Origin of the sequence: Amycolatopsis sp. cmx-11-32, assembly GCF_047608695.1 — a bacterium.
GTDB lineage: Bacteria > Actinomycetota > Actinomycetes > Mycobacteriales > Pseudonocardiaceae > Amycolatopsis.
In genome coordinates this window covers 33,274-55,583 of sequence record NZ_JADNQN010000001.1, presented here as the reverse complement: position 1 = coordinate 55,583, position 22,310 = coordinate 33,274, and the positions used below count along the sequence as shown (strand labels likewise).

15 protein-coding genes and 3 pseudogenes are annotated in these 22,310 nt (G+C 68.7%); 11 read left to right on the top strand and 7 right to left on the bottom strand.

All coding sequences use genetic code 11. The annotated features are described in order from the left end of the window. Window position 1: 1 nt before the first annotated feature. The 6 genes from ACM6LR_RS00185 (at window position 2) to ACM6LR_RS00160 (ending at window position 8,167) form a co-directional block, all read left to right on the top strand. A complete protein-coding gene (locus ACM6LR_RS00185) occupies window positions 2–2,962 on the top strand; it encodes an ATP-binding protein (protein WP_414935520.1) in 2,961 nt (986 codons plus the stop codon). Then, complete coding sequence (locus tag ACM6LR_RS00180; RefSeq protein ID WP_414935519.1) at window positions 2,959–5,130, top strand: magnesium transporter; 2,172 nt, start codon at window positions 2,959–2,961, stop codon at window positions 5,128–5,130. The genes ACM6LR_RS00185 and ACM6LR_RS00180 overlap by 4 nt, the downstream gene beginning before the upstream one ends. A 3-nt stretch (window positions 5,131–5,133) precedes the next feature. After that, a complete protein-coding gene (locus ACM6LR_RS00175; protein WP_414935518.1) occupies window positions 5,134–5,730 on the top strand; it encodes a hypothetical protein in 597 nt (198 codons plus the stop codon). 4 nt (window positions 5,731–5,734) lie between these two features. Next, window positions 5,735–6,733, top strand: a complete 999-nt coding sequence (locus ACM6LR_RS00170) for a C40 family peptidase (protein ID WP_414935517.1) — start codon at window positions 5,735–5,737, stop codon at window positions 6,731–6,733. Window positions 6,734–6,834: 101 nt separating this feature from the next. After that, window positions 6,835–7,935: a hypothetical protein gene (locus ACM6LR_RS00165; protein ID WP_414935516.1), complete on the top strand. Its 1,101-nt coding sequence runs from the start codon at window positions 6,835–6,837 to the stop codon at window positions 7,933–7,935. A gap of 34 nt (window positions 7,936–7,969) precedes the next feature. Next, window positions 7,970–8,167, top strand: coding sequence for a hypothetical protein (locus ACM6LR_RS00160; RefSeq protein ID WP_414935515.1), 198 nt, complete (start codon window positions 7,970–7,972; stop codon window positions 8,165–8,167). Window positions 8,168–8,280: 113 nt separating this feature from the next. Here the strand turns inward: ACM6LR_RS00160 and ACM6LR_RS00155 are convergent, their stop codons facing one another. Beyond that, window positions 8,281–9,246, bottom strand: coding sequence for an AAA family ATPase (locus tag ACM6LR_RS00155; protein WP_414935514.1), 966 nt, complete (start codon window positions 9,244–9,246; stop codon window positions 8,281–8,283). Between the two features lie 134 nt (window positions 9,247–9,380). On the opposite strand from ACM6LR_RS00155, the gene ACM6LR_RS00150 reads away from it, so the two are divergent. Both ACM6LR_RS00150 and ACM6LR_RS00145 read left to right on the top strand, forming a co-directional pair. Beyond that, complete coding sequence (locus ACM6LR_RS00150; protein ID WP_414943220.1) at window positions 9,381–10,790, top strand: RNB domain-containing ribonuclease; 1,410 nt, start codon at window positions 9,381–9,383, stop codon at window positions 10,788–10,790. Beyond that, the gene (locus ACM6LR_RS00145; RefSeq protein ID WP_414942945.1) at window positions 10,787–11,548 is read left to right on the top strand and encodes a helical backbone metal receptor; all 762 of its coding nucleotides are present in this window, start codon (window positions 10,787–10,789) and stop codon (window positions 11,546–11,548) included. The genes ACM6LR_RS00150 and ACM6LR_RS00145 overlap by 4 nt, the downstream gene beginning before the upstream one ends. A 54-nt stretch (window positions 11,549–11,602) precedes the next feature. Here the strand turns inward: ACM6LR_RS00145 and ACM6LR_RS00140 are convergent, their stop codons facing one another. Next, window positions 11,603–13,048 (bottom strand): aldehyde dehydrogenase family protein, encoded by a 1,446-nt coding sequence (locus tag ACM6LR_RS00140; RefSeq protein ID WP_414942944.1) that lies wholly within the window; start codon window positions 13,046–13,048, stop codon window positions 11,603–11,605. After that, window positions 13,045–14,376, bottom strand: a complete 1,332-nt coding sequence (gabT, locus tag ACM6LR_RS00135) for a 4-aminobutyrate--2-oxoglutarate transaminase (protein ID WP_414935511.1) — start codon at window positions 14,374–14,376, stop codon at window positions 13,045–13,047. Before gabT ends, ACM6LR_RS00140 begins: the two co-directional genes overlap by 4 nt. Before the next feature lie 109 nt (window positions 14,377–14,485). On the opposite strand from gabT, the gene ACM6LR_RS00130 reads away from it, so the two are divergent. Continuing rightward, window positions 14,486–15,955 (top strand): PucR family transcriptional regulator, encoded by a 1,470-nt coding sequence (locus ACM6LR_RS00130; protein WP_414942943.1) that lies wholly within the window; start codon window positions 14,486–14,488, stop codon window positions 15,953–15,955. A gap of 69 nt (window positions 15,956–16,024) precedes the next feature. Here ACM6LR_RS00130 and ACM6LR_RS00125 read toward each other — a convergent pair whose 3' ends face one another. The 3 genes and pseudogenes from ACM6LR_RS00125 to ACM6LR_RS00115 form a co-directional block, all read right to left on the bottom strand. Then, complete coding sequence (locus ACM6LR_RS00125; protein ID WP_414942942.1) at window positions 16,025–16,759, bottom strand: cache domain-containing protein; 735 nt, start codon at window positions 16,757–16,759, stop codon at window positions 16,025–16,027. A 24-nt stretch (window positions 16,760–16,783) separates the two neighbouring features. Then, window positions 16,784–17,230, bottom strand: a complete 447-nt coding sequence (locus ACM6LR_RS00120) for an FCD domain-containing protein (RefSeq protein ID WP_414942941.1) — start codon at window positions 17,228–17,230, stop codon at window positions 16,784–16,786. 80 nt (window positions 17,231–17,310) lie between these two features. Next, window positions 17,311–17,484 (bottom strand): annotated as a pseudogene (locus ACM6LR_RS00115) (GntR family transcriptional regulator); the annotation flags it as partial. Window positions 17,485–17,665: 181 nt separating this feature from the next. Here ACM6LR_RS00115 and ACM6LR_RS00110 point away from each other — a divergent pair. Beyond that, a pseudogene (locus ACM6LR_RS00110) lies at window positions 17,666–18,348 on the top strand (aldehyde dehydrogenase family protein); the annotation flags it as partial. Continuing rightward, a pseudogene (locus ACM6LR_RS00105) lies at window positions 18,305–18,897 on the top strand (ABC transporter permease). The pseudogenes ACM6LR_RS00110 and ACM6LR_RS00105, both read left to right, overlap by 44 nt. A 47-nt stretch (window positions 18,898–18,944) precedes the next feature. On the opposite strand, the gene ACM6LR_RS00100 reads toward ACM6LR_RS00105, so the two are convergent. Then, a complete protein-coding gene (locus ACM6LR_RS00100; RefSeq protein ID WP_414942940.1) occupies window positions 18,945–21,926 on the bottom strand; it encodes a PQQ-dependent sugar dehydrogenase in 2,982 nt (993 codons plus the stop codon). Window positions 21,927–22,310: the final 384 nt, after the last annotated feature.

Below are 22,310 nucleotides of genomic sequence, written 5' to 3'. Positions count from 1 at the left end.
GTTGTTCGGTCGCGGCGGAAGCCGAGGAAAACGTGATCGTGACCTGCAGCAAGGGGCCTGGAACCAGCCCCAGCAGGTCCGCTCCGCGCAGCCCAAGAAGGCCGGCAAGGGGAGGCGGCTGCCAGGGGAGGCGGCCATACCTGCCTACACCCCGTCGATCGCGGCGCGAAGCATCGACGGGCACCTGTTACGTACCGGTCATGAGGTCTACGCCTGGTACCGGCTCGCGCCGCAGCGCTGGTCGTTCCGGTCGGACTCGCAGCGTCGCGACCTGATCGCGGCCATCGCCGGGCAGTACGCGGAGCTCCAGGGCCGCTGGCTGCACCTGCGCGTGACCAACCGGCCGTACCCGATCCGCATGTGGGCCGAGGCTCATGTGCACAACGCCGTCGGTCGTCCCCAGGACGTCCAGGGCGCGCTCTCCTTCGACGACTACCTCATCGGCGAGCAGCAGCAGCTCATGGGCCGCTCGATGGCCGAGAAGGAGGTCTATCTCGGCATCCAGGTGCAGACCCGCCGGATGATCGACCGCGCCGTCGAGAGCGCCGCTCCGGTACTGCGCAAGATCCTTCCCGAGGCCGTCGACGCCGAACTGGCCGCGCTCGACTCCGAGGTCGAGCACCTCGACCAGGTGATCGGCTCGGCCGGGCTCGAAGGCCGACCGGTGCACGCCGAAGAGATGTCCTGGTTGATGCACCGCTCGTGCTCGCTGGGCCTGCCCGCGCCGCGCCACATGCCCGCGGTCCCCGGCGCCGCCTGGGAACCCGAAGACCTCGCCAGCTTCACCGACGCGGCGGACTTCCACGCGGAGCCCTACGCGCCGACGGTCACCGTGCGCGGCCGCACCGGGTCGAACGCCGGGGTCTCGCGGCACCTCGCCGTCCTCACCGTCGGCCAGATGCACGGCCTGCAGATCCCCGAGGTCGACGACCCCTGGATCCAGCACGCGGACCGGCTGCCCGCCGCGGTCGAGGTGTCCGCGCGGATCTACGTCCGGCGGCCCGAAGAGGTCGCCAGTGAGCTGCAGCGCCAGATGAACAAGGTGCGCTCGCAGGTCAAGCACTACACCGACGAGCACGAACTGGAGCCGCCGCAGTCGCTGGCGCGCCAGGCGGGCCGGGTGCTGGAGATCGACGACGAGATGACGTCGGGCTTCACCGCGCTGGCCACCCGTGTGCGCTCCTGGTGGCGGCTGGCGGTCTCCGGGCCGACAGAGCGTGACGCGCTGCGCCTCGCCCAGCAGCTTCTCGACCTCTACAAGCCGAAGATCGCCGTTGAACACCCCGAGGCCCAGTACGCGCTCGCCAGGGAATTCATCCCCGGCGAGCCGCTGGCCTCGGCGGCGTACATGCGCCGCGGTTCGGTCGTGTGGGCGTCCTCGTCGGTGCCGACGGCGACGGCCGAAGTGGGTGACCGCCGCGGCATCCTGCTCGGCGAGACCGTGACCGCGACCCGGCGCCCGGTGGCGTGGGACCCGTGGATGGCGCAGGAGATCCGTGACGGTTCGGGCTTGACCGCGATGGTCGCCGGCCTCGGTGGCGGTAAGTCGTTCCTCGGTGGCGGCATCGTCTACAAGACACTCCGCGCGGGCGCGCACTGGACGATCCTCGACCCGTCCGGTCCGCTGTCGCGCCTGTGCGATCTGCCCGAGATGCGGCCGTACGCGCGGAACATCAACCTGCTCAACGCGCAGCCCGGCATCCTCAACCCGTACCGGGTGGTCGCCGAGCCGCAGATCGAGCACTTCATGGACGAGGAAGACCCCGAGCGTTCCTGGCGGCGGGAGAAGGCCCTCGCGGGTGCGACGCGGCGACGTCTCGTGCTCGACGTCCTCACCGGTGTCCTGCCGTACGAGGTCTCGCGGATGGCGCAGACCCGGATCGTGCTGCTGCGCGCCGTCCGCGCGGTCGGCGGCCGGTTCGAAGCCGACCCTGGCCAGGTCATCGACGCGTTGCGCCGGGACTCCAGCGAGCACCACGAGCACGCCGTCGTCGTCGCGGACTTCCTCGACGAGATGCGCGAGCGGATGGCGCTGCTCATCCCGGAGACCGACGCGGACCCGTACGCCGAGACCCGCGACGACCGGATGACCGTGCTGACCATGGCGGGGCTGACCCTTCCCAAGGACGGCGTCCCGCGCGAGTACTGGACGGACGCGGAATCGCTCGGCGTCGAGATGCTGAACCTCGCCGCGTGGCTGACGCAGCGGTCGGTGTACGAGAAGCCGAAGGAACTGCGCAAGGGCGTCTGGATCGACGAGGCGTTCTTCCTCTCCGAGGTCCCGACCGGTCGCGTGCTGATGAACCGCTTCGCGCGTGACTCGCGTAAGTGGAACGTCCGGGTGCTGCTGTCCTCGCAGATCCCCGCGGACTTCCTGAAGATCCAGGGTTTCGTGGCACTGCTGGACTCGGTGTTCGTCGGCCGTCTCGACGACGACGACGCCCAGGCCGACGCGCTGCGCCTGCTCAAGGTCCCGGTCGGCGTCGGCTACGAGCAGGTGGTGGCCGCACTCGGCCGCCGTCCCGGCTCGTCCCGCGATCTCCAGCGGGACGTCGAGCCCCGCCAGTTCATCTTCGGTGACGGTGCCGGTGGGGTGGAGCGGATCCGCGTCGACTTCTCCGGGCCGCACCTGGAACACCTGCGCCGGGTCATGGACACGACGCCGGGCTCACCCGACGCCAAGCCTTCCCGGCCGGGTAACGAACTCGCGGCCCCGGCGGAGAAACAGTTCGTGGCGTCGCCGCCGGAGGAAGACGACTTCGAGCTCGAAGAGGACCTCGAACTCGCGGCCGAACTCGAGGTCGGCCTCACCGACGAGCAGATGCTCGGCGCCCCGGACCCGCTGGCCGCCGAGACGGGCGAGGTCAACGGCACTGTCCAAAATGGACACATCACGAACGGTGAAAAGGGCGAGCAGCACGTGCGCGCCGGCAAGGGCGGCACCGGCAGGGATGCCGCATGAACACGGTGATCACGCTGGCGTCTGTGCTCGCGTTCGCCGCCGGCTGGCACGCGCTGCGCCGCCGCCTCAAAGAGGGGCCGCGGCCGGGCAAGAGCAGGCCCAGCCGCCGCGCGACGATGTTCGTCGTCATGCTGATCCTGGGTTTGCAGGCCGTGGCGACCGCTCCGGCGGCGTCGGCCGCGGCCTGTGGTGAGGCGCCGAACCCGGAACGGCCCGGAGCCGGCATGGTCGGCGCCCTCGACCCGCCCGCGACCGCTCGCGGTGAAGGTGGCAGCCCGTACAACGTCTACGGATACGCGGGACATGTCTGGGACACCTTCGAAACCGACTGCGGCCCGCTGGCCGGGATCACCTCGCCCAACTCGACGATCGACACCTGGGCGGGAAACCAGCTCTTCAACATCGGCAAGAACCTCGTCGGCGCCACGAACTCGCTGCACTACACCGTGCTGCAGGGCAGCCTGCTCAGCCCGCTGTACAACGCCGTCAAGGCCGGGGCCGAAAAGGTCTACAACAACATCTACGCCCAGTTGTTCGGCCTGGCCGCGCTGATCATGTCGATCATGCTGTTCCGCAACATCTGGCGTGGCGATCTCGCGGCGGTCAGCAAACGGGCGCTGTACGGCCTGGCCGCGGTCTGGCTGGCGGCGTCTTCCTTGGCACTGCTGCGTTTCCTCGATCCGATCGACAACGCGATCGTGCAGACCACGACCAACATCCAGGCCGGTTTCATCGACGAAGCCAAGACCCCTCCGCCGAACCAGCCGACCCCGCCCTCGGCACAGCCGTGCCAGGCGACACCGGAGGCCGTCGCCGCGCGCGAGCCATGGGACCGCGTCCCGACCGAACTGCATTGCCGGGTCGTCTACGACAACTGGCTCCGGGGGGAGTTCGGCAGTCCGGACTCGCCACAGGCACTGCAATACGGCCCGCCGCTGCTGGACGCCCGTGCCTTCACCTGGCCCCAAATCCAGCAGGGCGGTGATGCCGACACCGCGTTGGTGGACTCCAAGAAGGCCGCGTTCAAGGACATCTCGACCAAACTCGGCCCGGCGACCGGGTACTTCACGGGCGAGGACGGCAGCCGCGTCGGCGCCGGTTTCCTTTCCCTCGGCCAGGGAATCGTCTACTCGCTGTTCCAGCTGCTGGCGAAGGCCACGGTCCTGCTCGCGCAGGTGCTGATCAGGATCTTCGTACTGACGGCTCCGCTGATCGGCCTGATCGCGCTGCTCCAGCCGCAGATCATGCAGCGCATCCTGAAGGTGGTCGGAGCGGTCGCCTTCAACCTCATGGTGCTCTCGGTGCTGGCGGGTGTGCACACCCTCCTGCTGGAGGCGATCTTCACCGCGGGGAACTCGCTTTCCCTGCTGACCAAGATGGTGCTGGCGGGAATCATCACCGTACTGCTGTTCATGGTCGGCCGTCCCGTGCGGCGGCTGTGGCAGATGGTGGAAATGTCCGTCGGCATGGTCGGCGGCGCGGCGCCTTCGCCACGCGGCGGGCTCTTCTCCCGCTTCCGCAAGAAGAACAACGAGCAGACGCCGCAGGACGCGTTCTGGCAGAACGTCCGCGACACCGACGACGTCGTCGACGGCGACCTCCGCGGTCCCGTGGGCGCGACCGTCGGCGGCGGGCGATTCCGGCCCGAGGCGACGATCTTCGCCAGTTCCCAGCGGCTCGACAACGGTTCCGGCGCGATCCGGCCCGCCGCGGCCTGGTCCGGAGCACCCTGGCCGGGCGCGGTCGGCAGTGGTGGTGGCGGCATGGCCGCGCTTCCTTCCGGCGGTGGCGGCGGAGGCGTTCCGGTCTTCGGCCAGTACAACCCGTCCGCGGGCAGTCCCGGCGACTCCATGTTCACCTCGGGTGGGCGGAGCCCTATCCAAGTGCCGAGCCGCCGCGTCGACACGTCGCCGGTCGCCGACCGGCGCTGGAGCGACGAACCGGAGCCGGTCGTGGTGCCGTCGCGGATGAACTCCGCGGGTGGCGGCTACGCCATTCCCGACCACTCGGGTGTCGTGCCGGTGCAACCGGGCCCGTCCACACCGCGTCCCCGCCGCGTCGATCCCGAAGTCGTCGCGGGCAAGCAGGTCTTCGTGGTGTACCGGCCTTCGCGCGGCCTCGAGGTCCGCGAGGACTTCCGGGACACCGACCACGCAGTGGGCCGGTGACCCATGCCGATCCGGACGAATCGCGGACGTACCGCGGTCTATCGCAGGCTGTGGGGCTGGCCGCTGCGCTCACCTCGCCACCTCACCGGCACGCTGGTGGTCCTCGCGGTGGTCCTCACCGCGGTGGGCATCCTGCTGCCGAAGGCCGTCGGCAAACCGGGGCAGCTGGCCACCGGGCCGGGTTCTCCGACGACCAGCACCTCGCGGCCGGGCGTCGCGGCGCCGGTGACCGTGACCTCGACGTTGCCGCCGAGGCTCACCACCCAGCCACCGCCGTCGTCCGCGCCACCTGACCAGAGCGGTGTCCGGGTCGCCAAGGAGTGGGTGACGGCATGGGCGAACCATCCCGACGGTACGACGACCGAGCGATGGCTGAACGGATTGCGGCCGTACACCACCGAGGAATACCTGGCCGGGGAACTGACGACGGTGGATCCCGCGAACATCACCGCCACGAAGGTGACCGGGGAGCCGCAGGTCGTGTCCTCGCTCGCCGGATCGATGGAGGTGGACGTCCCGACGGACGGGCCCAAGGTCCGGGTCACCGTCACCCAGCGGAACTTCGGGTGGCGGGTCACCAAGTTCACGCAAGCGGGCTGACCCGATGAAGATCGGGATCATCATCGGCGTGCTGATCGCCGCGGTCTTCGCCGCGGTGGTCACCACGAACACGGTCACCGAGGTGGTGACCGACCACCTGGAGGCGCAGGCGGGCGGCGTCGTCAAAACCTCTTGTGACGCGTCCATCGGGCCGACCCTGCCCGGCCAGGTCGATCGCGGTTCTTCGGACGTCAACAAGCTCGACGAAGAACAGAAGGGGATCGTCGCGCTGATCATCTCGATCGGCAAGCAGCGGACCCTGTCGCCGCGCGCGTGGCAGGTGGCGATCCAGGCCGGGATGACCGAGTCCAAGCTGCGGAACCTGACCCACGGCGACCGCGACTCGCTCGGCATCTTCCAGATGCGGCCGTCGATGGGCTGGGGCACCGTCGCCCAGGTCACCGACCCGCCGTACCAGGTCAACAAGTTCTACGACGTGCTGCTCGCCGTGCCGGACTGGGAGAACCTGCGTCCCGGTGACGCGGCGCAGCGGGTGGAGCGGTCCGGCTTCCCCGACCGGTATCACAACTGGGAGCCGATGGCGGCGCTCCTCGTGCAGAACGAGGGCCAGATCGTCGACGTCGTCGGCTGCGGTTCGAGCGTGGGCAGTGTGGTGCCGCCGAGCCAGGCCGCCGCGCAGGCCATCAAGTTCGCCCTCGGCGAGCAGGGCAAGCCGTACATCTGGGGCGCCACCGGACCGAATTCCTACGACTGTTCCGGGCTGATGCTGCGGGCCTACGAGTCGGCCGGGATCATCATTCCGCGGGTTTCCCGTGACCAGTACAAGGGCGGCGCGATGCTGCCGGTCCGCCAGGCGCAGCCGGGTGACCTGCTGTTCCTCGCCACCGTCCCGTCGAACCCGGCGACCATCCACCACGTGATGATGTACCTGGGTGAGGGCAAGATCGTCGAGGCGCAGCAGACCGGGGTCCCGGTGCACATCCGCGACTTCTCCTTCGACGAGGCCGAAGTGGTCGCGCAGGCGGTCCGTCCTGGCGTTTAGCATGGTGAACGCGTGGTTTCGCGACCGCGGACCATCGGATTCACCCGAAGTGGCGGCCTGTCCACCGGCAAGCGGCCGCACACTGGCAGAGGATGACGAGCGTGGCACGGAAATTCGGAAGGCGAGGCAAGCCCGCGGCGGCGCACGGCCCGGAGGTCGATCCCCGCGATCTTTTCGGTACTCCGCAACCCGCGCGGCAGGCCGCGAGGCCGGCGTCGAGCACACCGCTGGCCGACCAGCTGAAGCAAGGCTGGCCGGGGGTCGACCCCGGTTACGTGGTGTTGCCGCGTTCGCTGGCCGAAGGGATGTCGCTGCCCTGGCAGCAGCAGATGGCCGCCCTGCTGGCCCAGTTCCACCACGAGAACGCCCATCTCGCCTGGCCGATCTACCGGGTCGTCCCTTCGCGGTACGAAAAGCTCGTCGATCTCGACGAGGAGCAGCTGGCGGAGGCCGGCTACCTGGTCGAGATGGACACCGAAGGCGAGATGATCTACCGGGAGCGCAGCGGCCGGAAGATCGAGGACCCGGCGAGCACCACGGTGCTCGTCTCCTGCCTCGACCCGATCCCGAAGCCCGCGCGGCGTCAGGCACCACCGCCTCCTTCGCAGGCCGCACCGCCTGTGACCGCGCAGCCGCCGCGCGCCCCGGCGCCGATGAACATCGGACCGGCGCCGGTGTGGCGCACGGTCACCCCGCCCGCCGCGCCGCCGTCGCCGGGCGGATCCCCGCCGCCCGCCACGCCTCAGTCCGGGCCGCCTGCCGCGCCCCCGGTCATGCCTCCGCCGGTGCGGCCTCAGCCCGCGCAGGCGCCGCCTCCGGCGGTGAGCATGCCTCCGGCCACGCCGGAAACGCAGTCCGCCGCGCCGCCGCAGGCCGAACCGCAGCCGGATCCGCCGCAGCCCGCGAGCCCGCCGATGCCGGTCGCCCCGCCGCCCGCCATGACCCCGCCGCCGTCCGCTCCTCCGGTGACCGGGCCGCCTCCGGGGCCTTTGCCGCAGCCGGTGTCGCCCAGTTCGCCGCCGCGGGGCATCCCCGTCGCGCCGGAGGACGCCACCCCGCCGCGCGGCATCCCGATGAACCGGGGCTGGTTCGACGAAATGGGCGAAAACGTACCGGAGAGCTCGAAGCTGGATCCGCCCGAGAACAGCGAGTTCGGTCCGACCGGTGATCCCACGGAGATCCCCTACCGCTACCGCAAGTGATGACAGGACGTCCGGGTGATGTCACGCTGGACCTATGTCGAGCGACCCGAACCCGGATCAGGGCTGGTACTTCAACACCAAGACGAATCAGGTCGAGCACCTGGAACGCGGCCGGAGCGTCGACCTCCTCGGCCCGTACCCGGACGAGGCGACGGCCAGGCGCGCCCTGGACATCGCCAAGGAACGCACCCGTCAGGCCGACACCGAGGACGCCAAGTGGAACGGTGACTGAGGGTCCCTGTGGACCGCCGCCGACCGGGCGTGGGGAGATACCTCGCGACGTGAAGGACGCTTTCTCCGCGTGCCATGCGGGGAAAGCGTCCTGCACTCCCTGCCGCCCGAAGCTCAGGCGTCCTGCCCGGCCAGCGCCGGCCCCAGCACGAACTCCGGGTCCACCTGCGCCGTGAGGTCTTCCCCGGCCCGCCCGCTGCCCCACGCCCGCGCGTTGCGCAGGTGGAACTCGACGCCTTGACGCTGGTAGCGAGCCCAGTCGCGTCGCTCGGCATCGACGGCCGCGAGCATCGAGTCCAGCGTCCCGAGGTTGTGCGCCTCGAGTTCGCCGATCGGGCGCGCTCGGCCGCGTTCGGCGGCGCGGACGTGCCGCGAGTTCTCCATCCAGCCCAGCAGTGCGTCGCCGACCTCGTCGCGCAGGAACTCGATGTCCTCGTCCTCGGTCACCTTGTTGCCCACGACGACCAGCCGTACCCCGAAGTCCCGCGCGTAGTCGGCGTACTGCCGGTACACGCCGACGCTGCGCACGGTCGGCTCGCACACCAGGAACGTCACGTCGAACCGCGTGAACAGCCCGGACGCGAACGCGTCGGCGCCGGCGGTCATGTCCATGACCACGTATTCGCCCGCGTCGTCGATCATGTGGTTCAGCAGCAGCTCCGCCGCGCCGATCTTCGAGTGGTAGCAGGCGACGCCGAGGTCGTCCTCGTCGAACTGCCCGGTGACGCCGAGCCGCACGCCGCCGAACTCGCGGAAACAGGCCTGGAAGATCGGGTTGTCCTCGAACGGCCGGACCAGCCGCGACCCGCGCCCCGGCGGGGTCGTCTTGATCATCGAGGCCGCGTCGGCGATCCGAGGGTTGTCGCCACGCAGGTATTCCTTGATCAGGCCCATGTTGTCGCCCAGCGTCGGCCACGCGATGGCCTCTTCCTCGCTCGCGCCGAGCGCGACGGCGAGATGCTGGTTGATGTCCGCGTCGATCGCCAGTACCGGTTTCCCGGCTCCGGCCAAGTACGCGGTGAACAGCGACGCCAGCGTGGTCTTGCCGCTGCCGCCCTTCCCGACGAACGCGATCTTCACGCCACGGCCCTCCCTGTCGTGTTGAAAAGGGTATCGGTTTTCATTTCGGCTCGTAACGTACACCCGGCCGGCCTGCACCCGAACGGGCGATCAACCGGGCCGGGTCGGGATAGGGTTGGGTGGTGCCTTCACTCGTGCTCAGGACACACACGGCCGGAGGGGACTTCGGTCACCTGCGAGCCGAATTCTCGCTGCCGGAGACGTTCGGGCCTGACGTGCTCGCCGAGGCGGAGGCGGCGGTCGTCGACCCGCTCGAGTCCGCGAGAGAACGTGAGGACGCCACCGGTCTGCCCTTCGTCACCATCGATCCGCCCGGTTCGAAGGACCTGGACCAGGCGGTGCTGATCGAGCGCGTCGAGGGCGGCGGCTTCCGGGTGCACTACGCGATCGCCGACCTGGCCGCGTTCATCCCGCCGGGTGGCGCGCTCGACAGGGAGGCACGCCGCCGGGGTCAGACGCTCTACTTGCCCGACGGCAACGTCCCGCTTCACCCGCCGGTGTTGTCCGAAGGCGCGGCGAGCCTGCTGCCGGGGGAGACCAGGCCCGCGGTGCTGTGGACCATCGACGTCGACGCCAAGGGCGAGCCGACCGTGACCAAGGTCCGCCGGGCACTGGTCCGGTCAGGCGAACAGTTCGACTACGAGACCGTCCAGGCGTCGATCGACGCGGGCACCCCGCATCCGTCGGTCGCCGCGCTGCCGGAACTCGGCCGCTTGCGCCGCGAACTCGCGATCCGGCGCGGCGCGGTCGAACTGCAGTTGCCGGAGCAGGAGATCAGTGGTGATCCCGACGGCGGCTGGGCGCTGATCCAGCGGCCGCGTAACGACGTCGACGCGTGGAACGCCGAGATCTCGCTGCTCACCGGGATGGCGGCGGCCAAGATCATGATCGACGCCGGGATCGGTGTCCTGCGCACGCTGCCCCAGCCCGACGCCGAAGCGATCGAGTGGCTGCGGCGGTCCGCGCAGGCGCTGAACATCGAGTGGCCCGAGGGTACGAGCGTTTCGGAGTTCCTGGCCGCGCTGGATCCCGGTCAGCCCGCTTCCATGGCGCTTTTCGCCGATACCACGAGGCTTCTGCGGGGTGCCGGGTACACCGCGTTCGACGGCGAACTGCCCGCGCTGACCACGCACGCCGGGATCGGTGGCGCGTATGCCCACGTCACCGCGCCGATCCGGCGCCTGGTCGACCGGTTCGCCACCGAGATCTGCCTGGCCGTGAGCGCCGGCCGCGAAGTGCCCGCGTGGGTGCGCGCGGCGCTCAAGGAGGTGCCGGAGCAGATGACCGCGTCCGACACGCTGGCGGCCAAGGTCGAACGAGCCTGTATCGACCAGGTCGAGGTCTGGGTGATGGCCGAGCACATCGGCGGCGAGTTCGGCGCGATCGTCCTGCGCGCGGACGAGACCAAGGCCGAGATCCTCGTCGAGGATCCGCCGGTGATGTCCAAGTGCTCGGGCGAAAAGCTGCCCGAGGGCGAGCGGATCCGCGTCCGGCTCACCGCGGTGGACGTCGACAAGCGGAAACTGTCCTTCGAGCGCGCATGATCGACGATCTCGGCGAAGTGGTCCCCCTGCGAGGACCGGCGGCGCGGGTGGTTTCGCTCGTGCCGTCGCTGACCGAGGCCGTCGAGGTGAGTGCGCCGGGAAGACTCGCGGGCGCCACCGACTACTGCACCCACCCGGTCGACCTGGACGTCCCGAGGGTAGGGGGCTCGAAGTACCCGAACGTGGACAAAGTGCTCGAACTCGAACCTGATCTGGTGCTGGCCAACTCCGAGGAGAACCGGCCGGAGGACGTGGAACGCCTGCGTGCCGACGGGATCGCGGTCTGGGTGATGGAGGCGTCGGCCACCGTGCCCGGCGCGCTCGGCTCGATCCGGCGGATACTGACGCGGGCCTACGACCTCGCTGAGCCGGAATGGCTGGTCGAGGCCGAAGAGGTGTGGCGGGAGACCCTGCCGGAGCGTTTTCGGGCGGTCGTGCCGGTCTGGCGGAAGCCGTGGATCGTGCTCGGTCGCGACACTTTCGGCGGCGACGTCCTGCATCGCGTCGGAATCGGCAACGCCTACGCGGAGGACGAAGAGCGCTACCCGCGTCCGAAGCTCGAAGAGCTCCAATCGCGCTTCGCGGACGGAGACGCGAACTTGCTCGTATTGCCTGACGAGCCCTACGAGTTCGCTGCGGACGACGGCCCCGAAGCGTTCCCCGGCGCGAAGTACGTCCTCGTCTCCGGTCGCCATCTCACCTGGTACGGCCCTTCGCTCGTCGAAGCGCACACCCACCTCACGCAACTCGTCCTCTAGTTGCGGTAGTTCGCGCCACGAACCACCGCAACTAGAGGACGAAACGCGAGGAGGTCAGAGCGTCAGGCCGGTCAGGACGGTGACGCGCTCCTCGGTGAAGTCGGCCATCGCCGAAGCCGGGCCCTCGCGGCCGACGCCGGAGTCCTTCACGCCGCCGTAAGGCATCTGGTCGGCACGGAAACTCGGCACATCCCCGACGAGCACGCCGCCGACGCGCAACTTCGCGGACACGTCGAACGCGGTCGGCAGGTCGCGGGTGAACACGCCCGCCTGCAGCCCGAACCGCGAGTCGTTGATCCGCCGCACGCCGTCGTCCACCGACTCCACGCGCGTGATCGACACGACCGGCCCGAAGACCTCGTCCGCCATCACGGACGCGTCTTCCGGCACGTTCGCGAGCACGGTCGGCTCGACGGTCGCGCCGTCGCGCTCGCCGCCGGTCAGCAGCTCGCCACCGGCGTCGACGGCGGCCGCGACCCACGACTCGACCCGCTCGGCCGCTGCGGTGTTGATCAGCGGCCCGACGTCGACGCCGTCCGCCCGCGGGTCGCCGGTCCCGAGCGCGCGCACCTGCTCCAACACCTTCGCCTGAAGCTCGTCGTAGACGTCGGTGTGCGCGTACACGCGCTGCACCGAGATGCACGACTGTCCGGCCTGGTACATCGCGAAGGTCGCGATGCGCTGCGCCGCGAAGTCCAGGTCCGGCCAATCCGGACAGACGAGGACCGCCGCGTTGCCACCGAGTTCGAGCGCGACGTGCTTGCGCGGCGCGCTGTCGCGGATCCCCCAGCCCACCGGCACGGAACCGGTGAACGACACGACCGGCAGTCGCGGATCGGAGACCAGCCGAGCCGATTCCTCGTTGCTGACCGGGAGGATCGACCAGCTCCCGGCCGGAAGGTCGGTCTCGGCCAGGATCTCGCCGAGCAGCAGCGCGGTCAGCGGCGTCGCGGGCGCCGGCTTGAGCACGATCGGCGCGCCGACCGCGATCGCCGGGGCGACCTTGTGCGCCACCAGGTTCAGCGGGAAGTTGAACGGTGTGATGCCCAGGACCGGGCCCTTCGGCACGCGGCGCACCAGCGCGAGCCGTCCGGTGCCGCCCGGGTCGGTGTCGAGCCGCTGCAGGTCACCGGAGAACCGGCGCGCCTCCTCGGCGGCCCAGCGGAACGTCGACGCCGCACGCCCGATCTCGCCGCGCGACCACTTCAGCGGCTTGCCGGACTCGGCCGTGATCAGCTGCGCGAACTCTTCGGACCGCTCACCCAAAACTCGGGACACGTGGTCCAACGCGCCGGCCCGGACGTGCGCGGGCAGTGTCGCGAATTCGTCCTGGACGTCGTGCGCGGCCTGGACCGCGGTCTCGATGTCCGAAGTGGACGGTACGTGGTGCGAGCCCGCCTCGCTTCCGTCGAAGGAGTGACGGACGACGACGGTCTCGTTGTTGGTGACCGGCTTTCCGGCTACCCAAAAAGGGCTCGAGCTGTTCAAAAGAGTGCTCACTTGACGGCCTCCGTGCGGACAGCGTGCTCGAGGACGGACAGGCCTTCGTCGAGCAGTTCGGTGGACAGGGACAGCGGCGGCAGCAGTCGGACGACGTTCCCGTAGGTGCCGCAGGTGAGGACGACGACTCCGGCCTGGTGGCAGGCCTGCGCGACCCGCTTGGTCAGGTCGGCGTCGGGTTCGGTGGTGCCGGGCTTGACGAACTCGGCGGCCAGCATCGCGCCGCGGCCGCGGACGTCGCCGAGCACGCCGGTCTCCTCGGCCAGTGTCCGCAGTCGCGGCAGCACGGTGTCCTCGATGCGCTTCGCCGACGTCGCGAGGTTCTCCCGGCGCATGATCTCGATCGAGCCGAGTGCCGCGGCGCACGCGATCGGGTTACCGCCGTAGGTGCCGCCGAGGCCGCCCGGCGGGACTGCGTCGAGCAGTTCCGCGCGGCCGGTGACGGCTGCCAGGGGCAGTCCGCCCGCGATGCCCTTGGCGGTCGCGATCAGATCGGGTACGACCTCTTCGTGCGTGGACGCGAACCACTCGCCGGTGCGGCAGAAGCCGGTCTGCACCTCGTCCGCGACGAACACGACGCCGTTCTCGGTGCACCAGTTCGAGAGCGCGGGCAGGAAACCGGGTGCGGGCTCGATGAACCCGCCCTCACCCTGCACCGGTTCGAGGACGACGGCCGCGACCTGGTCGCCGCCGATCTGCTTCTCGATACGGTCGATGGCGATGCGCGCCGCTTCGGGACCGGACAGGCCGTCGCGGTACGGGTACGACCCCGGCACCCGGTAGACCTCGGGCGCGAACGGGCCGAAACCGTGCTTGTAGGGGATGGACTTCGCGGTCAGCGCCATCGTCAGGTTGGTGCGGCCGTGGTAAGCGTGGTCGAATACGACGACCGCCTGGCGGCCGGTCGCGGCGCGGGCGATCTTCACCGCGTTCTCGACGGCCTCGGCGCCGGAGTTGAACAGCACCGAACGCTTCTCGTGGGTGCCCGGCGTCAGCTCGGCGAGGGCTTCGCACACCTCGACGTACCCCTCGTACGGCGTGACCATGAAACACGTGTGCGTGAACAGGCCCACCTGCTCGCGGACGCGGTCCACGACGGCGGGGGCGGCGTGGCCGACATTGGTCACCGCGATGCCGGAACCGAAGTCGATGAGGACGTTGCCGTCGGCGTCGGTGAGCAGGCCACCCTCGGCCGAGCTGATGTAGACGGGCAGCACCGAACTGACGCCCGCGGCGACGACACCGGCGCGGCGTTCCTGCAGGGCGCGTGAGGCGGGGCCGGGGATCTCGGTGCGCAGCCTGCGCTGGGTTTCGGTGGTGACGGTCACGGCCAGACTCCTGCGGACACGAGGGACGGGGTCGCCCTCCAGGATGAGAGCCGGGCCGGTCCGCGTCAGCTCGACATCTTGTCCATATCGAGGCGTAGACTTGGACAACATGGCACTGACGCTCCGCGCCCTCGCGGCCGAACGCCCACTGGGCCTGCGCGTGCGTGCGGCCGAGGCCGGACTCGACCGGCCGATCGGCTGGGTCCATCCCACCGAACTGACCGACCCGCAGGCCTTCCTCGAAGGTGGCGAACTGCTGCTGACCACCGGCCTCTCACTCGATGAGAGCACGGCGCCGGAGTACATCCGGCGCCTCGTCGGCGCGGGGGTGGCGGGGCTCGGTTTCGGAGTTGGCCTCAGCCACGACAGCATTCCCAGGTCCCTTGTGGACACCGCCGAAGAGGTGGGGCTCCCGCTCCTCGAAGTGCCGAGGAAGACGCCGTTCATCGCGATCACGCGCGCGGTCTCCCGTGCGGTCGCCGCCGACGAGTACGCCTCGCTCGTGCGCACCGGCAAGGGACAGCAGGAACTGACCAGGACCGCCGTCGGGAAGGGTGGTCCCGGTGGAGTGGTGCGCAAACTGGCGAACCTGGTCGACGGCTGGGTGCTCCTGCTCGATTCGGCGGGCACGGCCACTGAAGCGTCGCCCGCGTCGGCCCGGAATCTCGCCGACGAAGTGCGGGAAGACTTCGGGCGATTGCGCGCGGGCACCTTGGTGACGGCGGTAAGGGAGGACGAGGTCGTCCTTCAGACGCTCGACACCCGTGCGCGCGGCGTGCTCGTCGTCGGCACCCGCGAGCCTCTCGACGCCGCGGGACAGCACATCGTCAACACCGCCGTGTCACTGCTTTCCCTTGCGCTGGAACAGAACCGGGAACACGTCGGCGCGCTCCGGCGGCTGCGGTCCGGACTGTGCGACCTGCTCGCCGCGGGACACGCCGACCTCGCCACCCGCACGATGAAGACCCTCTGGGGTGGTGTTCCGGAACCGCCATGGCCGGTCCTCGCCGTCACCGGTCCCGCCGCGGCCCGCCGTTCACTCGCCGACGCGCTCGACGACGAGGTGTCCGGAGAGAAGGTGTTCTTCGGTGAGTCCGGGGCGTTCGTCGTCGTGCTCGGCGACGTGGAGGTGGTGTCGCGGCTGGTGTCCCGCGTCGGAGGGCTGCACGCCGGGCTCTCTGATTCGGTGTCCACAGTGGATTTCTCGGCGGGGCTCCGTCAGGCGAAGCAAGCGGCGGAAGCGGCGAAGGCCGAGCGGGTCGAGTTCGTCCGGTTCGCGGAACACGCCGGACGCGGCTTCCTGAAGATGGTCGATTCCCAAGCGGCACAGGCGTTTTCGGACAGTCTGCTGGCGCCGCTTCGGCAGCACGACGAGATCGGCCGAGGTGAACTGGTCGCCTCACTGACCTGCTGGCTCGAACATCACGGTCATTGGGATCTGGCGTCCGCGCGGCTCGGCGTGCACCGGCACACCTTGCGCAACCGCGTGCGCAAGGTCGCCGAATTGACCGGCCGCGACCTCGATTCCCCCGGTGTGCGTGCCGAATTCTGGCTCGCGCTGCAGGTCAGCGGGGGCTGAAGGACGCTTTCCCCGCATGTGACGCGGTGAAGGGCCCTTTCCTCGCGTCACATGCGGGTATGGCGTCCTTCAGCCCCCGGACCTGACCAGCGCGATCGGCGAGTCCTCGCACCGTCGTAGCGTGGCGCCGTTCTCGAGGGTGACCGGCTCCGCGCCGGAGTACCACCACGCCGGGACGTCGACGTCGCGGACCAGTGAGCCGGTCGCCTGGCGCGCGTTGTTCGACACGATCACCCTGCCCTGGGCGTTCACGAGCGCGGCGCGGCCGCCGAGCGCGCGCAGTTTCGGCAGCAGCAGGCGTTCGACCTCGCGCACGTAGATGTCCGCGCCGACGACCCCCGCGAACGAGCCGTTCCGTTGGACCGGGACGGTGAAGGTCAGCGTGTACTCGTCGGTGCAGAGGTAGTCGACGTACGGTCCGTTGAGGTGGCGGCGGCCGGTGTCACGCGGGACGGTGAACCACGACTGCCGGGTGTAGTCGAGGAAGTTGTCGCTGGCCGGGTCGAGGCTGATGACCAGCTGAGCGGGTTCGGCGTCCCCGGTCTCGGTCCACCAGTCGAAGCCGAATTCCTGATCGGCCAGCGCGTTCGGCGCGCTGATGAACCCGGCGCCGACGACCAGGCCGCCGAGGACGTCGAAGACCTGCGGCCGGAGCCGGGTCAGGTCGTCGGCGGTGGCATCGGCGGAGGCGGCCAGCAGCGCTTCGGCGCCGGCAAGGACCGGCTTCAACCGTCCGAAAACGTCCTCGACCAGGGCGGATACCTGTCCGACGACCTCGGAACCGGCTGACGGTGTGTCGTTCACGATGCTCACCTCGGATGCCGCAGCTTAAGGGTCCAGAAGGGCTAAATGCACGTCCGCCAGCCGGTCTATCGCCTCGAGGATGTGCTCCTCGGTGAGTTTCCTGGCCAGCTCGCCGTCGCCCTGCGCGATGGCGGCGGTGATCGCGCGGTGTTCGGCGTAGGCGTTCTCTCGGGTGCCGTGCGCTTCGAGTGGCAGCCAGAGCAGCCCGCCTCGCTCGCTCTGCAACCGAACTTCCTCCCTGGTCAGCCGCGGTGACTGCGCGGCCGCGGCGATTTCGAGGTGGAACTGGCGCGCGACGCTTCCGCGCCTGTCGCGATACGGATGTCTTCGGTCGCCAGTTCGAGCCGCTCGATGTCCTCGGGCGAACTCCGCTCGGCGGCGAGTTTGGCCGCGGCGCCGGCAATGGCCAGGTAGTGATCGCCGACGTCGCGCAGATCCGACAGCGAAACCGTGCGAAGGCGTTCTCGCCAAGAAGCGGCCGAAGGGTCCACGGGCGTTTTCACAAAGCTTCCACCGCCTCGCCCACGTCGCGTCTCAACAAGGCCCTGCTGTCGCAAGGCCACGAGCGCTTCGCGGACGGTCACGGTGGAGACGCCGAACTGGGCGGCCAGTTCGGCTTCACTCGGCAGCTGTTCCGAGTCGGCCAGCAGCCCGAGCGTGATGGCGTCGACCAGCCGCGCGGTGACCGCTTCCGCCCGGCCGATCTGGTCGAGCGGCGCGAACATCGCTGACCGCGCGCTGTGCGACATCCCCTTACGCATGGTGGCCCTTCGCCCGTACCGCTACCCGATGGAACCAATCTTGCCCCATCGTTTGTCATTTAACCTATGGACTTATGTGTTTCAGTTCTCTCGCTCCCCAAAAGGGAGCAAGGGACCTTTGCTATCGCCTCACGCCCAGGCCCCCATAGCCAGGACCTCTCGTGCAGCAGTTGAACACTTCATCGGCACCGAGTACATCGGATCCGCCTCGGGTGAGGCCGCCGACATCGTCGATCCCGTCACCGGCCCCGAGTACTGGCGCGAGACCACGCCCGCGCAGCGCCAGCCCGCGCTGCTGAACCGTCGAAGCGCGCGCGGACGGCCTCGTGCTCGACGAATCGGCGAACACCGGCAAGCCGTTCGCGCTCACTGCGGCGGAAGAACTGCCGATGATCGTCGACCAGCCACGGTTCTTCGCGGGGGCCGCGCGTGTCCTGGAAGGACGGTCGGCGGGCGAATACATGGAAGGGCATACCTCTTTCGTCCGCCGAGAACCGATCGGCGTGTGCGCGCAGGTTACGCCTTGGAACTACCCGCTGCTGATGGCGGTCTGGAAGATCGCACCCGTGCTCGCCGCGCGGGACACCGTGATGCTCAAACCGGCCGACACGACTCCCGCTTCGAGCCTGCCCTTCGCCGAATTCCCGCCGCCCGGAGTGCTCAAGGCGATCTGCGGCGACCGCGACACCCGGGCGGGTGCTCGTCGAGCACGAGATCCCCGCGATGGTGTCCATCACCGGGTCCGTACGCGCCAGGATCGAAGTCGCCGCTTCGGCGGCGAAGGATGTTAAGCGCGTCCGCCTCGCTGGTGGTACTGCTCAAGTTCTTTCAACGCGGCACCACCTTCGACTGGCCGCCGTCGAGCTTCACCCTCGAGTGGTGGTCACGGGCTGCGGAGAACGAAGCACACTGAACGCGCTGGGCACGAGTGTCCAAGCAGGACTCGCGGCCACGCGATCGCGTTGGTACTCGGTACGATGGCGGCGTTCGCGCTCCAGAAGTACCGGTTCTTTGGCCGCAATCAGGTGTCGTTGCTGATCAATCTGCCGATCGCGCTACCCGGCATCGCGCTGAACAACGCGCTCCGGACGATCCTCGGCCTGTCCACCGCGATCGTCGCGCGGCTGCGGCGCATGGGCGGCAACCTGGAAGAGGCGTCGATGGATCTCGGCGGCGACGGCTCACGACGTTCTGGCTGGTCACCTTCCCGATGCTGCGTTCGGCCCTGCTGGCCTTCGCGTTGACGTTCGACGGAATCATCGTCACGACGTTCACCCTCGGGACAGTGCTCGCGGCGGTGCCTATTTGGCTTCGACGGTGCCGGTGTACCTGGCGCGACGTCTTTCCATCGACACGACTTCGGGCGGACGACTGTGAAAAACGCCGGTGCGGCTGTGAAAGCCGCACCGGCGCTCAGGTTTCACTCAGTACCGACGGTCTTCGATCGCTCCCGTCGAACCGTTGTAGGTGATGTAGCCGTTTTGGAAATCACTGCGCTTGCCGGTCGGTGTGTTGTACTCACCGCTGATGGGGAAGCCGAGATACGACGTCTGCCAGCCGAGATCCCGCCAGCGCAGCCGGATCGCCCCCTTGACCTCCCAGGCCTCGTTGGTGCCCCAACGCCAGTAGATCGAGTGATCGAAGCCGCCCTGGCGGAAGTGGTTGTACTTGCCCGTATTGCCGGGTGTCCACAGCTCATCGGTGATGGGGTAACCCATGTTGGCTTCCCAGCCGATCGCTTTGTAGCGATCCCGGATCGATCCGTGCAGCTCGAAGGCATCCGTCGACGGCGACCAGTAGATCGACCCGTTCCCACTGAAGTGGGTGTACCGGCCGACGCCGTCCGGCGTGGCCACCTCATCGGTGGTCGGGTAGCCGAAGAAAGTCTCCCAGCCCAGTGAACGCCATTTCTGCCAGATCCGCCCCGACACATAGTGCGCACCGGTCGCCGTGGTCCAGTAGATCGAGGCGTTGTTGTTGGTGAAGTGATTGACGCGGCCGATCCCGTCCGGGGTGGTCAGCTGGTCGGTGGTCGGGAAGCCCAGCGGCCCTGCCTCGCCGTTGGTCGCCAGCCATTTCGTGCGGATCTCACCGTGGATGCCCATCGCCCCGATGCTGGAGGTCCAGTAGATCGACCCGGCACCGGTGGTCGGGCCGCCGATGAAATCGTTGTAGCGGCCGTTGCCCGCCCTGGCCACGAGTTCGTCGGTTTTCGGCGACCCAAGGAAAGCGTGGGCGCCAAGGGTGACGTACTTGGTCAAGATTTCGCCGGCGACGGCCTTCACGCCGTACAGCTGCGTCCAGTAGAGACGGCCGGACGTGTACAGCTGCCAGTGCCCGTCACCTTCGATCAGTTCCAGCCCTACTGGAGTTCCCAGTAGTGTGCGGAGGGGCGCCTCGTCGGCGTACCGCTTCTGGATCGGGGTCTGATAATCCGCGCGCAAGCCGAGGCCACCGCTGGGCATGACAATTTGCCGAGTCGGCTCCACGCTCTGATTGTCCGCCCACTCGACGAACTTCGCCGCGTCAAGTGAGGTCGCCGGTGCGGTGATCAGAACCGGCGTCCCCACCGTCACCTGACGGTTGGCGTCCTCGTTCGCGCCGATCTTGATTTGGGCAGGGTGGTTTCCGATGACGGTGAGGCGGGCCAGTCGCGGGTTCGCGATGTACCGCTTGCTGGTGATGACGTTGCGGACATTCGTCACGGTGGCGGTGACCACGACATGGGTGTCGTTCTCGTTCGGGAAAGCGATCGAGAACGCCGGCCCGGAGCCGGTCTTGAGCTGACTGATCGCACAAACGGCGTTGCGAGGGCAGTGCGTCCGTTCCGCGCGCCAGCTCACGGTGAGCGGTCCGTCGACCGGATCCTCCGCCGTGGCACCGACTGAGACGGTGTCGTTGGCCGAGAAGACCGTCGATGACGGGGGGAGGAGATCGATCGCGGGGCTCGGCTCGGTCGGGATGACCGTCTGGCTGGTGTTCGACACGGTGCCGTGTGGGTCGCTGACCGCGAGACTCACCGTTACCGGATCTCCAGCCGCGTAGGCGTGGCTCACAGTCTTCCCAGTGTCGGTGGTGCCATCACCGAAGGTCCACTGGTAACTGAGAGCGTCCCGGTCAGGATCGTCCGACCCGCTCGCATCGAACGACACAGTGCGCGTGGCCGGATCGGTCGTCGCGGTGAAAGCGGCGCGGGGAGTCTTGTTGACGGGTTTGTAGCTCAGTCTGCGCAACATCGACGTGGCGGTGTTGGCCAGCACGATGTCGCCGTTCGGCGCGGTCAGAACGGACACCGGGTCGCCGATATCCGAAGCGATGGCGGTGAGTGGCTGGGTGACGGCGCCCCCGCTGTCGAAACCCAGGGTGGAAAGAGTTTGCGCACCCTTGTTGGCTACGAAATGAATTCCCCGGTAAGCCTCGGGATAGGAGACTCCGGTGTACGGAACACCGCCCACGAGGGTATCCGCAGTGCCGTGAACTGTTTCGCCGAGCGGCCCGGAATTCGCGATATTCTTGCACTCCGGTGTGTCGCGATAGCCCGGCGTTCGTGTCGTGCCTTCCCAGCAAGGCCATTTCAGGTTCTGGCCGGGGAAAGCGAGGTCGACCTCGTGGCGCGCCGCCCAGCCGATGTCGGTGACGATCACGCCGCCGCGTGGGTCCAGCGCGATCCGTGGATCACGCAGCCCGCTCGAGTAGTTGCGGCTCTTCCAGGATTGCGTTGCCGTCGCCTCGAAGAAGGGGTTGTCCGGTACGCCATGGCCGGAAAGGTCGACGCGCAGGACCTTGCCTGTCGGCTGAGTCGGATCCAGAGCCCGCAACGCGAACTTGTCGACATTGTCTTTGGTCGCGTCGGTGTGGGAGCGCACGGTGGCGTTGTCGCCGACGGCGACCCACAGCGAGGTGCCCGACGGGTCCACGGCCACGTCTTGGATACCCTTGCTGTCAGCGTTAACCGGGAACTCGAAGACCGTGAACTCTTCCGACAGCGATGTGGGGGCACCGATTTCACCTGCCTTCCACCTGCTGAGGCGGAACACCGCGGAGGATCCAGTCGACACCGCCCGAGTGGTGTAGACCGCCCGGCTGGTGGCGAAGTCCGGCGCCACCGCGATGCCGGTGAGGCCGAGCGAGCCGGCGGTGAACACCGGGAGCGAGGCGATTTGGATCGGCTGACCGCCCTGTGGTGTCAGCCGGACGGATCCCAGGCGGCCGGTGGTCAGCGCGCTTCCGTCCGGTAGGTAGGCGGCGTCGGTGAGATCTCCAGCCTGGTGGCCGGTGGGGGTGTCGAACAGGGCGAACCCCGCGGGCAGTACCGGCGCGGCGTTCGCCGGGGGTGCCGTCGTGACCACAGTGCCGAGCAACACCGTGACGGCCGCAGAGACGACCAGGGATCTTCGGATCCGCATTGGACCTTCCTTCTCCGAATACGGAGAGTGCCATGCGCGGAAAGTGCTCACGAACGCACAAAACTTCGACGGTGCGACAGAGTTGTCCATTCTGTAACGCCACACGACGATCCGCCCCCAGCGCCCTCGTTTTGGCTATGCGCACGCCGGACGCTATCGGCTGGCCAGCGAGGCGTCATTCGGCCGAAAGCATGATTCGATCAACGCCAACGGTGTTTTGTGACGAAGCTCATTTGCGTCCGCGAGTATTCTTGTCGTCGAACGTGAGTTCGATGCCTGACTGGACAGGCCTTCGTACCCAAACGGTCACGGCCATTCGGCCCAATTTCGGGAAATGGTCTTGCCGGGCTCGTCGCGGCCCACCAATATCAACTTGCTGACCTG

What these genes read in the sequence shown, in the direction of transcription:
- ACM6LR_RS00180 (WP_414935519.1), top strand. Translation starts at nt 2,959, where the DNA reads ATGAACACGGTGATCACGCTGGCGTCTGTGCTCGCGTTCGCCGCCGGC.
- ACM6LR_RS00175 (WP_414935518.1), top strand. Translation starts at nt 5,134, where the DNA reads ATGCCGATCCGGACGAATCGCGGACGTACCGCGGTCTATCGCAGGCTG.
- ACM6LR_RS00170 (WP_414935517.1), top strand. Translation starts at nt 5,735, where the DNA reads ATGAAGATCGGGATCATCATCGGCGTGCTGATCGCCGCGGTCTTCGCC.
- ACM6LR_RS00160 (WP_414935515.1), top strand. Translation starts at nt 7,970, where the DNA reads ATGTCGAGCGACCCGAACCCGGATCAGGGCTGGTACTTCAACACCAAG.
- ACM6LR_RS00145 (WP_414942945.1), top strand. Translation starts at nt 10,787, where the DNA reads ATGATCGACGATCTCGGCGAAGTGGTCCCCCTGCGAGGACCGGCGGCG.
- ACM6LR_RS00130 (WP_414942943.1), top strand. Translation starts at nt 14,486, where the DNA reads ATGGCACTGACGCTCCGCGCCCTCGCGGCCGAACGCCCACTGGGCCTG.
- ACM6LR_RS00100 (WP_414942940.1), bottom strand. Translation starts at nt 21,926, where the DNA reads ATGCGGATCCGAAGATCCCTGGTCGTCTCTGCGGCCGTCACGGTGTTG.